The sequence below is a fragment of the Sulfurovum sp. NBC37-1 genome (assembly GCF_000010345.1).
GTDB lineage: Bacteria > Campylobacterota > Campylobacteria > Campylobacterales > Sulfurovaceae > Sulfurovum.
Genome location: NC_009663.1, coordinates 1,930,086 through 1,941,895 on the forward strand (window position 1 = coordinate 1,930,086; position 11,810 = coordinate 1,941,895).

Sequence of the window (11,810 nt, forward strand, 5' to 3'; positions counted from 1 at the left end):
CCTTTTTATTTTGTTTATACGTTTTATTTTTATTATTATACTTGATCTTCCAGTGATCCCGATGCTACTTTAGTTGCATTGAGTTACTTTCTATCAAGTTTTATTTCGCGGTGCCCTCCAGCCTTTGCGGGTCGCTTCACTCCACTTTGCCTACAGTGGTCTTCCTAAGACATCACCTTCGGTTCCAAGCCTATAAACATGAAGCAGTTCACGTTTACTTAGCGGTGCTCACCATTGCCGGTCTTAAGACACGGTCTTTAATGGTGTAACCCTTTTGCATCACCTGGACGATATCATCCGTTTTATGCTCGTCGCTGTCCACCTGCATGATCGCCTGATGTACTTCAGGATTAAATGTACCCTTGGACTCTATCTCTTTAATACTGTTCTTCTCAAGCACCTTCTTGAGCTGCTCATAGGTCAGTTTCACACCTTCCTGCATCTTTTCAAGAACTTCAGCAGCATTCTCTTTATTTGCACCTTCTATAGCACTGAGCGCATTCTCGAATGAATCCAGTACTGCCAGAATATCTTTGGCAAAACTTTCATTTGCATAGGCAACTGCATTCATCTTGTCTTTTTCCAGACGCTTCTTCGCATTCTCGAAATCGGCATGGGCTCTGATATATTTGTCTTTATATTCCGCTGCTTCTGCCTGGGCAGCTTCCACCGGATCTACCTCTTGATCTTTCTTCTCATCACTCTGAGCTTCTTCTACCAACTCTTCGTTCTGAGTCTGTTCAAGATCTTTTTCTGTCTCTTGACTCATTAAAGACCTCCTTTTTTTCTAAACTTTTGCACCTGTAATTTAAATGCTTAAAATTATTATACAACATTGAGTGCTACTTTGTCAAGTATTAACTTTATTATTTTACTATAACTTAATTTAGTCATATTGACTCAAGTATAAAACAATATTTATGATGGATGATGGATGATGGATGATGGATGATGGATGATGGATGATGGATGATTTTGTCATACCTGCCTGTATTTGTCAAGCATTTTTCTGAATGGAAGAGTAAAAGATAAAATAATTTGTTAGAATAAATGTTTTATTAGGGTATAGAAGGATGTCTGAACGCTAAGCGCTTAACGCTTAACGCTCTTTCGGAGAAAGTTAATTACGGATACCTAGGGCATCTTTAATTGTATGCCATCTCTCAAGATCCGTGTTCTTGAGATATCTCATAAGTCTTCTTCTCTGACCTACGAGCTTAAGAAGACCGAGTCTTGAAGAGTGGTCCTTCTTGTTTGTTTTAAGGTGATCTGTCAAGTATTTGATTCTCTCTGTTAAAAGTGCAACCTGTACTTCTGTCGAACCTGTATCGTTTTCGCCTCTTGCGTACTTAGCAATAATTTCTGCTTTCTTCGCCTGATCTAAAGCCATAATGACCTCCTGATTGGTATTTAAATTCTCAAAATGAGTGCGCAATCATATCATATTAAACTTACTTGAGACTTATGGGCACCCCCCAATAACCCTAAACCCTTTATAATGTTAATTGGAGTAAAATACTCCTAATTAATCCGGAATATAAAGAAGGTAACCTATTATGCTATTGACCCGTGCGACTGAATATGCCCTGCTCTCACTCGACAGTATCAGCAAAGCTGATAAACCTGTCGGAGCTGAACAACTGGCAAATGAGCTGAATATCCCCAAAAGTTTTCTTGCCAAGATACTCCAGAATATGGCAAAACAGGGTATTTTGGAGTCACGCAAGGGTGCCCATGGCGGGTTTGTACTTGCCCAGACTATCAACGATATCACGATCAACAGCATCATCTTTGCCGCAGAGGGAAAACTACCGGCGGTATTTGACTGTTCAAGTTACTCAGAAACCTGTCCCAACGGTGCTATAGGTACTTGTGTTATCTCTCCTTTCATTGCGAACTTCCAGACAAAAATCAACAATTTCCTCGAAGGGCTTACGCTCGGAGATATATTGTAAACCTACATTATATAGTATAATACTACCCAGACTGTATGGGACCACATTCCATGCAGTGTGCAAAACGATCATATTTAACAAGGCTCTTTTTATGCAACAACATATTTACCATCTCTCCCATATCGACCTTGACGGCTATGGCTGTCAGTACCTGACAACAAAATGTTTTGACAGGATCGAATGTTACAACGCAAACTACGGACCGGAGGTGACCGCCCGTCTTGCAGAGATGGTCAAAAAGATCGAACAGGACAAATTCATCCATGGCGACAAGATGGAACCTCTCATTCTCATTACCGACCTTAACCTCACGACCAAAGAGGGGAACTGGATAGAAAAAGAGTCCATACGTATCGGTGCAAAGCTGCAACTGCTTGACCATCATGCTACAGGGAAATCGGCGGCGGAACGCTTTGCATGGTATAAACTCGATACGACGAAATCCGCTACGCTCATCACGTACGGATGGTTGCAGCAGCATTACGGTTTTGACAAAAAGAATGAATACGCACAGATCGTCAAAGCGATCAATGCCATCGATATCTGGCTATCGGATGATCCGCTTTTCGAATACGGTAAAGTGATGCTGGGGATGATCTCAGGCGCCAGAGAGATCAACCGTATTCTTTTCCCTGCCGAAGACAGAGCCTTCAAACTTTCACTGATCGAAGCTGCAAAAGCACGTATAGACCATGAAAATGCACCCATCGTACTCGATGATGATCTGCACCAGGTCAAAAAAGCTTTCTTCAAACAGAAGCAGAACAATACCAAGGACAACCTTGTCGCCTTCTTTGTTACGGACCTGCTCACCAAGGACAAACAGCGTCTTACCATACATTACAAAGGTTACAAGGGCATTTTAGGCTACAATGTGGGCAACACTTCCATCATCGGTAATACCTGCATGGTCAACAACCCGGACTACGACTTCTACATGGATGTCAATTTCAGAGGACACTTCTCATTGCGCAGCAATAACAAAATGGATGTCTCCGCCATGGCAGCACACATCGGCAACGGTGGTGGACACCCCAATGCCAGCGGCGGGAAGATAGAAGGATATAAAGACTCATTCGTCTATGCGGATGTACGCAAGTTCATACAGAATTATATAGACGAAAAGACCAACCAATAATCACACGAAGTGTGCTCTGTTGTAGTGAACGACCTTGAAAGCGAAGCGATTGTCCTTGTTCCTGCGGGATTGCATCGATGACACAAACACCTCAGTATCAACAAAGGGGGAATTTAAAAACATAGTGTAGATTATCATATTCTACGTACAAAAATTTCAACTAAAAATTTATATTTTCACTCTCGCCTCAAGCGCACGCGAGAGTGACATAATGTCTATATTTTCCAACTCCACACCCGTAGGCACCCCCTGTGCGATCTTCGTGAAACTGATTGGCAGTCCCTGCAGTTTGTCTTCAATATAAAGGATCATCGTATCCGTAGCGATACTCGGCGGGAAAGCGAAGATGATCTCCTCCACTCCTTCTACCGCATAGAAAAGATGCGCTTCATCCAGGTCACGCACTTCGGAGATAACATAATAAACCCCGTCGAACTGCCCGCTCTCTTCAATGGTAAGAATATCTTTTGCACTCTGAACGATACAGAGTTTGGCCGTATCACGATAAGGGTCTGAACAGATGCTGCAGAGCTCGTCTTCGCTCATGTTATGGCACTTGCTGCACTTGTGTATACTGTTGACCGCTGTCTCGATGGCATGAGCCAGTTTCATTGCGGCAAAGCCATCTTCCATAACAGAGTGGTAGGCCAGACGGATAGCGGATTTCTTCCCTATGGACGGGAAAGAACCAAAGGCTTCCACCAGGTTCTCAAAGGCTTCTATTTTATAGTTTTTCATTTTTATTCTTTTTGGTGCGCAAATACGCACCCTGCATTATTCTCTATGATAATCCACAACTTTGGAGTATTCTACCACCTCTTTGATGAAATCAACCACTTTAAGATGTTCGGGGTGTATGGCATAGGCATCCAGTCCCTCTCTGCCCTCAAATGAGGTGATAATACTCAGATCCATCGCACGTTCCTCTTCGGAAAAGTTCACACCGACATCGATACTTCTCAGACTCGGTACGGCACCCATCAGGTTTTCAAGCATCTGTTTTGCCTGGATGATATTGGCTTTTTTATTCTCTTCCTTGAACTTGAACATTACAATATGTACTATCATGCTATCTCACTTCTATTTATTCGGCATTATAACTAAATTATGGTAGAATTCGCCAAAATTATTCCTGAAAAGGAGCGTTACCCATGAGTGAAATGGATTATTATGAAGTACTTGAGGTCAGCAGGGACTGTTCGGGTGCCGAGCTGAAAAAAGCCTATAGAAAACTGGCACTGAAGTACCATCCGGACCGCAATCCTGACGATCAGGAAGCCGAAGAGAAATTCAAAATTGTCAATGAAGCCTATCAGGTGCTCAGCGACGACGAGAAGCGTACCATCTATGACCGTTACGGTAAAGAAGGTCTTGAAGGACAGGGGATGGGCGGCGGCTTCGGCGGTGCCAACATGGACGATATCATGGATATCTTCAACTCTATGTTCGGCGGAGGCGGTGGAGGCTTTGGCGGTTTCGGAAGAACACGCAGAGATCCAAGCCAGAAATATGCCCTGGATTTCGAGATAGAACTTCCTCTTGCTTTCAATGAAGCGGTATTCGGATGTGAAAAGAAAATTGACATCACCTACAAAACACCTTGCGAAGAATGTGGCGGGACCGGTGCCAAAGACGGAAAGATGGAAACCTGTGACTACTGCGGCGGACAGGGACAGGTCCTCATGAGACAGGGGCCGATGCAGTTTGCACAGACCTGTCCGAAGTGTCATGGCGAAGGCAGGAAGATCGCGCAGAAATGCCCAAGCTGCCAGGGTAAAGGGTATCATGAAGAAACAGAGACCGTTACCATCAAGGTCCCTGCCGGTGTCGACAGCGGTAACCGCCTGCGTGTCCCGGGACACGGGAATGAAGCAAAGAACGGCCAAAGAGGCGACCTCTACCTAACTTTTTATGTGGAAGAGGATGAGCATTTCATACGTAACGGAAATGACATCTACATTGAAGTACCCGTGTTCTTCACACAGGCGATCCTTGGTGAGACCATCTCCATCCCGACACTCGACGGCGAACTCGAACTCGAACTCAAACAGAGCACCAAAGATAAAGAGCAGTTTATTTTTGAAGGCGAAGGAGTACCGGATGTCCACAACGGCAGAAAAGGCCGTCTCATCGCACAAGTGAGAATGATCCTGCCGAAAAAGATCAATGAAGAGCAGAAAGAACTGCTTGAGAAGCTTCAGGAAAGCTACGGTGTGGAAAGCCGTCCGCATAAAAGTACTTTTGAGTCAGCCTTTGATAAGGTTAAGAACTGGTTCAAAAACTGATCCTCATATCATTTTCTTCCATATACTTCTATCGTATGCCGGCATAAAGATGTCTGCATACTCTTTTCATTAACTATTCTTTCCTATACTTAAACATAGAGGTTTTATAATTTTAAAAGATAATTATTTTCTTTTAAGACTAAAAAAGCTATACTACTTTATAGATAATTATTATCCTTTTAACCTAAAAGGAGCTATGATATTATCACAGATATCAGGAAAATCTTAACTATGAAAATACAAGAAGGACAGTAGAATGAGACAATACGAATCATACAAGTGCAACAAATGTGGAAACGTCGTAGAGGTATCGCATGTAGGCGGAGGTACGCTGGTATGCTGCGGAGAAGATATGGAATGTATTACCGGCGATCTTACTCTAGTCAATCTGCTCAAAGCATTTGCCGGTGAGAGCCAGGCAAGAAACCGCTATGAGTATTATGCCAAAGTAGCCCAAAAAGAGGGCTACCGTGACATCGCTGCCCATTTTCAGAGAGCCGCGAACAACGAAAAAGAGCATGCTAAACTCGAACTTGCTCTTCATAACCGTATGAAGAACAGCAGTGAGGAATCATGGGGTGACACTATTGCCAACCTGGAAGATGCCATAGCAGGCGAAAGCTATGAGAACCTGACCATGTATCCTGATTTTGCGGCCATAGCCAAAGAAGAGGGACACAGCGAAGCAGCACGCCTCTTCAAGAATATCGGGCAGGTCGAAGTAGAACATGAAAAAATGTACAGAGAACTTCTCAACCGTTTGAGTGAAGGGCATGAATTTGCCAGTGATGAGGAAGAGGTCTGGATATGCGAAGTATGCGGACATGTCCACTACGGCAAAAAAGCACCTAAAAAATGCCCTGTATGCGGCCACCCGGAACCTTACTTCTCACGTAAAGTAGAATCCAAGTAACCCGTAGAGTTTACTGTACCTTCTGGTGCAGTATCGCCTTGCTTTTCCCCCTTGTAAGATCACCTTTTTCTTTACTTGCATCATACGCGATCACATAGACTTCATCTCCCTGTTGCAGATAATTCTTCTCCCCGAATTCCGCATAGGCAGTGGCCCCTATAGAGATCAGGGCCTGCTTGGGGTATCCGCAAGCCTTTAAATGTTCGGCAATATTCTCAAGAGGTCCGAAATCTTCCTGTGTGTTCATCTTCTCGATCAACCAGTTTTTCAGTTTTTCATAAAAGTAGGAGTATCCAGGCAGTGGGGCATCTACACCGTAAGGATGCAACACACCGTCACGTCTCACAAAAGAACAGAGATGGTATCGGTCCATGATACCGCCCTTTTCGAACCTGTCAATATCTATCCATTTATCACCTATCCCTTTGGAGTTTGGGCCCCATGATTTCTTTTCGGATATCTTTTTGGCTCCCTCTTTACGAATGGTACAGTCATTGAAGGTAGTAAACTTTTCAGCTATGAGGTCCGTTACTTTATGCTCTGCATCATAGACAATGGTAAAAAGAACTGCTATCTCAGGTTCGACCTGGGCATTGGCATCATAATTGGGAAGGTCAAGCCTCTCTGTCCCTATGGAATAGACTCCCAGAAACGTATCGCTTCTGGGAAGATAAAAAGGAAATATCCCTTTGGGCGCATCCGGCTCGGCCGTAACAACATTTTTGAAATCTTCCAACTCACCAGCCTGTTCCAAATGGTGAGCAAAATTCCCTGCCACACCCAATCCAATTACTTTTGTCAGATCCATCACTACTCTTTTTTTATTGCATTATACCACGACTATACACACAGAGTACACACAAGCATTTTATACTTGGAAAAAATTATCAGGATGTCACCGAAAAAGAGTTCAGAATGTCGGATAAAAAGAAGGATAGCAGGAACATTATTTTTGTTTCGATCTTCATAGGTACGATGTTACTCTTTATGCTGGGTACAGTTATCTATGTTACTTCTCAGGTCGTGAACTGTTCAAGTGCAAAAAAGGCAAGAAAACTTTGTTGTGAAAATAAGAAAACTGTGAAAAATGAAAAAATGATTGTTTAAAGAGGAGAAACAGGCTGCAAAGCAACCTGTTGGTGTAGAAACTTAGTTACCTGCAACTGCGTCTTTAAGTGTCTTACCGATTTTGAACTTAGGCGCTGTGTGAGCCGGTTTTGTATAAGTTTTGTTAGTTCCTGGAACTTTACCCGATTTTTCCGCTACATCTACTGTAGAGAATGTTCCGAAACCTACCAATGATACAGTGTCTTTGTTCACAAGTGCTTCAGTAACAGATGTGATGAATGCTTTAACTGCTCTCTCCGCTGCTGCCTTACTCTCGAATTCTCCGTTCTTCTGTACCAGTTCTACAAACTCTGCTTTTGTCATTCTTCTTCCTTTTTTTAAGATGCACCTATTATAACACAATTTAATCTTAAAAAAAGATAAAATAACGTTAAAAAGCCCTATTTTAGGGGTGATTTTGAGTATTTTGTTGAAATTCAATGCCATTTTTTAGAAAGAAATATTGTTAGATAAATTTTGTATGATGAAAATCATTAGAGAGGAATGGTGCGTCAGAGAGGATTTGAACCTCCACACCACTAGGGCACTACCCCCTCAAGGTAGCGTGTCTACCGTTCCACCACTGACGCACATAGACTCGATAGTTTAAGACTATCAGACTTTAAACTGAGGGATAACAAAAAGTTGTAGCGGAAGTATACCGCCACAACCTTAATTCTCTCTTTAGCTTAACCGATAAAAGGGTTGGCGTAAAGAGCGATAAGCGCAATTACCAATGTATAGATAACCTGTGCTTCGATCATCGCAAGAGCAATGAACATTGTAGTCATCAGCTTACCGCCAAGACCTGGGTTTCTAGCAGTACCAGCGATAGTTGCAGCAGCAGTATGACCCATACCTACCGCACCACCAAGTGCAGCAAGGCCAAGACCGACACCAGCAGCAACTACTGAGTATGCTTTGATCATAGATTCGCCTTCACCGGCGAAAGCAACAGCACCAAGTGCCAAGAAAAGTAAGAAAAACTTTTTCATATTATATCCTTTGAATTAGTAGAGTTTAAGTCTCTTCGACTGTTTTTCAAAGTCCGTTCGGATAGCGTAACCATACTCACAGGGAATATAGCAACCCACACATAAATGCCTGGATTTCCCTACTGATCACTTCGCATAAACGTCGCGATTATAACTAAAATCATTTTAATTTATGCTAAATTCGCAGGGAGCTTCTATTTGTTACATTTGCTGCGTCCATGGAACCAGCCGTTCTGGTAATCCATATTGTTTCTGAACATTTCACTGTTTTTGACATAGTTGCCGCTTGCAGTCGTACAACCGTCATGTTGCCCCTGTTTGAACTCCGGAGTATGGGATACAGGTACCATTGATGATCCTGTGCAGGCATTTAAAAATAAAATACCTGCTGTTCCTATAATTGTACCCGTAATAATGCGTTTCATTTTTTTCCTTTTTTTTAATATGTTGTAAAAAATTATATCAGAGAAAATGTTATTTAATGTTAAGTTGCATATAAAGTGAATATAATAATTCAAATTGAACATAGGAGAAATGATGAAAAAATTCTTACTAATGAGTATCGGATGGATGCTCTTGACCCAACTTGCATTTGCCGGTGACCCCGCAAGTAAAGTATTTCCGCTCAGTAAAAGCAGGTTTGCCGTGGTCCATAACGGACAGGAGAAGATCGTCGATCTTTCCGGGCAGGACTATATTGTGGTCTCTCTCAGAGAGGAAGGTGCAGACGGAATCGCCTATGCCATAGATAGAGACGGTGTTGTCTGGTGGGCTGCATCCATATCTTCAGGAGCTAAAGGGCACGAGACACCATCGGGTATCTTCCCAATTTTCAGAAAAGAGCGTTTCTATATGTCCAAGGCTCATCCGGACCCAAAGGGGATCAACAATATGGACTTTTCACTCTGGTTCACATCTCAGGGGCACGCGATCCATATGGGGAACGACGACGGTATGTCTCACGGCTGTATTCATGTGGGGAAAAAAGGTGCGGCAACTATGTTCAAATGGGCAAAAAAAGGAACAAAGGTGGTTGTTACGAGAGAACATTATCTCCCTTTTGTCTATTATGATCTAAGAAAAAGCGGATACAAAGAGTCAAAGGTTAAGAAAGGATACATTAAACAGTACCTCAAAACAATGAAGCCCGTCAAACCACATATGCCTGAGTAGGCATATGATTTAGAAAAAAGCATACTGCTTTTTTCTTCTAAGCCAGGTACTCTGGTGTAGCCAACTCTACCTTTTTCCCCTTCTGTTCCATCACCACCACCGTAATATCATCACCTTCATGGTAACGCTCATTGAGGTTATTGACTCTCTCTTTGGCGACTTTAGATATGTGAAGCAGGGCATCGAAACCATCCGGCATTTCGACAAAGATGCCGAAATCTACGATCTTCTTGACTTTACCGACATAGGTCTTTCCTACTTCATATTGCATCTGCTTTCTCACAGGTGCGTTGGCGATCTTCTCGATATGCTCTTTGGCGGCAGCGACCTTCTCTTTGTCATGTCCTGAAAGTTTCACCCCACCTTTGTCACGGTCAAGGTCGATACTGACTTCGAATTTTTCGATGATATCACGGATCGTTGCACCCGCTTTGCCTATGATATCGGCGATCTTCTGGGGGTTGATACTGAAATGCTCGGTACTCGGCAGTGCCTGGCTCGATTCCATTTTCTTCTCTGCCTCTTCCATCAGGTCAAGAATATGGTCTTTCCCCTGTGCCGCTTTTTCCAGAGCGACTTTGAGTGTGATAAGGTCAATACCGCCCAATTTGATATCCATCTGAAGTGCCGTAATACCGTTTCTTGTGCCGGCTATTTTGAAATCCATATCACCGTCATGATCTTCAAGTCCCATGATATCGGTCAGTACTGCCACCCTTTCTCCATCTGTCACCAAACCCATGGCGATACCGGCAACCAGTTCGACCATATCAACCTCCGCGGCACGCAATGCCAAAGCTCCACCGCAGATGGTCGCCATGGAGGAAGAACCGTTACTCTCCAATACTTCTGAGACGAGACGGATCGTTCCGTCATAATTGATAGGGATCACCGGTTCAAGAGCTCTTTTGGCCAGATTTCCATGCCCCAGTTCCCTACGGCCAGGCGCACCGATGAACTTCGCTTCCCCTACAGAGTACCCAGGAAAATTGTAATGAACCATGAAATTCTCCGACTGGGTATTTTTGTCGGTAATGAGTTCGAACATCTGTGCATCTTTTTTATCTCCCAGTGTGGCTGTCACCAATGCCTGTGTCTGTCCCCGTGTAAAGAGACATGAACCGTGTACCGAAGGAAGGATATTGGTCTCGATAGTGATCGGCCTGACCTCATCGAGCCCTCTTCCGTCCGCCCGGATCCCTTTGTCCAATATCATATCACGTACGACCGTAGTTTTGTATCGGTCGAGCACTTTGGAAACCAGCTCTTTATCTGCCTCTTTCCCTTCCGATTCCAGAGCTTCCATGATCTGTGCACGTACTTTTTTCAATTCAGTAGAACGCTCACTCTTTGCCATATGTGAGATCGCTTTGGCTACAGCTTCACTGTAGTTTTCTTTTATATATGCATACAGCTCTTCATCCACTTTTTCTTCAGCCAACGAAAGACCAAGTGGTGTTCTCATGACAGGTGTGAACTCTTTTTCATAGATGGCACTTGCCTCTTCAATGGCCTTAGCCGCAAATGCAATGGCATCCACCAACGCTTCATTGTCCACCTCATTACACTCCTGATGCTCCAGGATCAGCGGAACACCACCCATCATAGGATCGATCATATCCATTTCGATATCGTCGATCTTCTCCGAAGCGATTGCACGCATCTCGATCATTATGATATCTTGTTCAGAACCTACCACAAGCAAGTCCAGTACACTTTCATCCTGTTGGCTCAGCGTAGGATTGAGTACCAGTTCATCTTCTATTTTTCCTACCCTGACCGCTGCGATGCTCCTCTGCACAGAAATATCGGAAACATACAGCGCAGCATTGGCTGCATGAAGTGCTGCCACCTGCATATCAACCTCACTGTCGCTGCTGACCACCATTACTGAGATTGTCACAGGATAATAAAACCCTTTGGGGAAAAGCGGGCGCAGTGAACGGTCCACTATACGCGAGGTCAGTGTTTCGAAATCACCAGGCTTCGTCTCTCTTTTGATGAAACCACCTGGGATTTTCGCTGCCGCATAGGAACGCTCCATATACTGTACCGTCAGAGGAAGAAAATCTTCCTCTACTGCTTTTTCATCGACCGCGACCGCTGCAATGAGTACTGCTTTTCCCTGTCGGTACATCACTGCACCACTTGCCTGTTTGGCTATTTTATTAAATTCATATTTTTCGTCAAGATTGTTCAGGTTTATCTCAATTATCTGTTCATTCATTTTCTCTGTTCCTTTTT

At 43.5% G+C, this 11,810-nt stretch carries 15 protein-coding genes and 1 tRNA gene; 6 read left to right on the top strand and 10 right to left on the bottom strand.

The window, feature by feature from the left end; genetic code table 11:
• Positions 1 to 214 precede the first annotated feature (214 nt).
• The gene (grpE, locus tag SUN_RS09700; protein ID WP_012083633.1) at positions 215 to 769 is read right to left on the bottom strand and encodes a nucleotide exchange factor GrpE; all 555 of its coding nucleotides are present in this window, start codon (positions 767 to 769) and stop codon (positions 215 to 217) included.
• Between the two features lie 351 nt (positions 770 to 1,120).
• On the bottom strand, positions 1,121 to 1,390 hold the full coding sequence (gene rpsO / locus SUN_RS09705) for a 30S ribosomal protein S15 (RefSeq protein ID WP_012083634.1): 270 nt from the start codon (positions 1,388 to 1,390) through the stop codon (positions 1,121 to 1,123).
• Positions 1,391 to 1,556: 166 nt separating this feature from the next.
• On the opposite strand from rpsO, the gene SUN_RS09710 reads away from it, so the two are divergent.
• Positions 1,557 to 1,955 (top strand): RrF2 family transcriptional regulator, encoded by a 399-nt coding sequence (locus SUN_RS09710; RefSeq protein ID WP_012083635.1) that lies wholly within the window; start codon positions 1,557 to 1,559, stop codon positions 1,953 to 1,955.
• A 91-nt stretch (positions 1,956 to 2,046) separates the two neighbouring features.
• Positions 2,047 to 3,093, top strand: coding sequence for a DHH family phosphoesterase (locus SUN_RS09715; RefSeq protein ID WP_012083636.1), 1,047 nt, complete (start codon positions 2,047 to 2,049; stop codon positions 3,091 to 3,093).
• Positions 3,094 to 3,261: 168 nt separating this feature from the next.
• Here SUN_RS09715 and recR read toward each other — a convergent pair whose 3' ends face one another.
• Entirely contained in the window at positions 3,262 to 3,831 is a 570-nt protein-coding gene (recR, locus tag SUN_RS09720; protein ID WP_012083637.1) for a recombination mediator RecR, read from the bottom strand.
• Positions 3,832 to 3,867: 36 nt separating this feature from the next.
• Positions 3,868 to 4,161 (bottom strand): Dabb family protein, encoded by a 294-nt coding sequence (locus SUN_RS09725; protein ID WP_012083638.1) that lies wholly within the window; start codon positions 4,159 to 4,161, stop codon positions 3,868 to 3,870.
• Positions 4,162 to 4,244: 83 nt separating this feature from the next.
• Here SUN_RS09725 and dnaJ point away from each other — a divergent pair, with 83 nt between their 5' ends.
• Both dnaJ and SUN_RS09735 read left to right on the top strand, forming a co-directional pair.
• On the top strand, positions 4,245 to 5,378 hold the full coding sequence (gene dnaJ, locus SUN_RS09730; protein WP_012083639.1) for a molecular chaperone DnaJ: 1,134 nt from the start codon (positions 4,245 to 4,247) through the stop codon (positions 5,376 to 5,378).
• Between the two features lie 256 nt (positions 5,379 to 5,634).
• Positions 5,635 to 6,291: a ferritin family protein gene (locus SUN_RS09735; RefSeq protein ID WP_012083640.1), complete on the top strand. Its 657-nt coding sequence runs from the start codon at positions 5,635 to 5,637 to the stop codon at positions 6,289 to 6,291.
• Between the two features lie 10 nt (positions 6,292 to 6,301).
• Here SUN_RS09735 and SUN_RS09740 read toward each other — a convergent pair whose 3' ends face one another.
• Positions 6,302 to 7,099 (bottom strand): DUF5718 family protein, encoded by a 798-nt coding sequence (locus SUN_RS09740; protein WP_012083641.1) that lies wholly within the window; start codon positions 7,097 to 7,099, stop codon positions 6,302 to 6,304.
• A 107-nt stretch (positions 7,100 to 7,206) separates the two neighbouring features.
• On the opposite strand from SUN_RS09740, the gene SUN_RS09745 reads away from it, so the two are divergent.
• Positions 7,207 to 7,398 carry a hypothetical protein gene (locus SUN_RS09745; protein WP_041672743.1) on the top strand — a complete coding sequence of 64 codons (192 nt, stop codon included), beginning with the start codon at positions 7,207 to 7,209 and terminating at the stop codon, positions 7,396 to 7,398.
• Positions 7,399 to 7,440: 42 nt separating this feature from the next.
• Here SUN_RS09745 and SUN_RS09750 read toward each other — a convergent pair whose 3' ends face one another.
• The 4 genes from SUN_RS09750 to SUN_RS13510 all read right to left on the bottom strand — a co-directional run bounded on the left by SUN_RS09750 (position 7,441) and on the right by SUN_RS13510 (position 8,818).
• Positions 7,441 to 7,722 carry an HU family DNA-binding protein gene (locus SUN_RS09750; RefSeq protein ID WP_012083642.1) on the bottom strand — a complete coding sequence of 94 codons (282 nt, stop codon included), beginning with the start codon at positions 7,720 to 7,722 and terminating at the stop codon, positions 7,441 to 7,443.
• A gap of 181 nt (positions 7,723 to 7,903) precedes the next feature.
• Positions 7,904 to 7,988 (bottom strand) — tRNA-Leu (locus SUN_RS09755).
• Positions 7,989 to 8,087: 99 nt separating this feature from the next.
• Positions 8,088 to 8,393 carry a F0F1 ATP synthase subunit C gene (locus SUN_RS09760; protein WP_012083643.1) on the bottom strand — a complete coding sequence of 102 codons (306 nt, stop codon included), beginning with the start codon at positions 8,391 to 8,393 and terminating at the stop codon, positions 8,088 to 8,090.
• A 194-nt stretch (positions 8,394 to 8,587) separates the two neighbouring features.
• The gene (locus SUN_RS13510; RefSeq protein WP_012083644.1) at positions 8,588 to 8,818 is read right to left on the bottom strand and encodes a hypothetical protein; all 231 of its coding nucleotides are present in this window, start codon (positions 8,816 to 8,818) and stop codon (positions 8,588 to 8,590) included.
• Between the two features lie 112 nt (positions 8,819 to 8,930).
• On the opposite strand from SUN_RS13510, the gene SUN_RS09765 reads away from it, so the two are divergent.
• Positions 8,931 to 9,566, top strand: coding sequence for a L,D-transpeptidase (locus SUN_RS09765; protein WP_012083645.1), 636 nt, complete (start codon positions 8,931 to 8,933; stop codon positions 9,564 to 9,566).
• 37 nt (positions 9,567 to 9,603) lie between these two features.
• On the opposite strand, the gene SUN_RS09770 is transcribed toward SUN_RS09765, so the two are convergent.
• Complete coding sequence (locus SUN_RS09770; protein WP_012083646.1) at positions 9,604 to 11,793, bottom strand: polyribonucleotide nucleotidyltransferase; 2,190 nt, start codon at positions 11,791 to 11,793, stop codon at positions 9,604 to 9,606.
• Positions 11,794 to 11,810 lie beyond the last annotated feature (17 nt).

Excerpts from the sequence above, each read along its gene's own strand:
- grpE (WP_012083633.1), bottom strand. The coding sequence starts at position 769 with ATGAGTCAAGAGACAGAAAAAGATCTTGAACAGACTCAGAACGAAGAG.
- rpsO (WP_012083634.1), bottom strand. The coding sequence starts at position 1,390 with ATGGCTTTAGATCAGGCGAAGAAAGCAGAAATTATTGCTAAGTACGCA.
- SUN_RS09710 (WP_012083635.1), top strand. The coding sequence starts at position 1,557 with ATGCTATTGACCCGTGCGACTGAATATGCCCTGCTCTCACTCGACAGT.
- SUN_RS09715 (WP_012083636.1), top strand. The coding sequence starts at position 2,047 with ATGCAACAACATATTTACCATCTCTCCCATATCGACCTTGACGGCTAT.
- recR (WP_012083637.1), bottom strand. The coding sequence starts at position 3,831 with ATGAAAAACTATAAAATAGAAGCCTTTGAGAACCTGGTGGAAGCCTTT.
- SUN_RS09725 (WP_012083638.1), bottom strand. The coding sequence starts at position 4,161 with ATGATAGTACATATTGTAATGTTCAAGTTCAAGGAAGAGAATAAAAAA.
- dnaJ (WP_012083639.1), top strand. The coding sequence starts at position 4,245 with ATGAGTGAAATGGATTATTATGAAGTACTTGAGGTCAGCAGGGACTGT.
- SUN_RS09735 (WP_012083640.1), top strand. The coding sequence starts at position 5,635 with ATGAGACAATACGAATCATACAAGTGCAACAAATGTGGAAACGTCGTA.
- SUN_RS09740 (WP_012083641.1), bottom strand. The coding sequence starts at position 7,099 with ATGGATCTGACAAAAGTAATTGGATTGGGTGTGGCAGGGAATTTTGCT.
- SUN_RS09745 (WP_041672743.1), top strand. The coding sequence starts at position 7,207 with ATGTCGGATAAAAAGAAGGATAGCAGGAACATTATTTTTGTTTCGATC.
- SUN_RS09750 (WP_012083642.1), bottom strand. The coding sequence starts at position 7,722 with ATGACAAAAGCAGAGTTTGTAGAACTGGTACAGAAGAACGGAGAATTC.
- SUN_RS09760 (WP_012083643.1), bottom strand. The coding sequence starts at position 8,393 with ATGAAAAAGTTTTTCTTACTTTTCTTGGCACTTGGTGCTGTTGCTTTC.
- SUN_RS13510 (WP_012083644.1), bottom strand. The coding sequence starts at position 8,818 with ATGAAACGCATTATTACGGGTACAATTATAGGAACAGCAGGTATTTTA.
- SUN_RS09765 (WP_012083645.1), top strand. The coding sequence starts at position 8,931 with ATGAAAAAATTCTTACTAATGAGTATCGGATGGATGCTCTTGACCCAA.
- SUN_RS09770 (WP_012083646.1), bottom strand. The coding sequence starts at position 11,793 with ATGAATGAACAGATAATTGAGATAAACCTGAACAATCTTGACGAAAAA.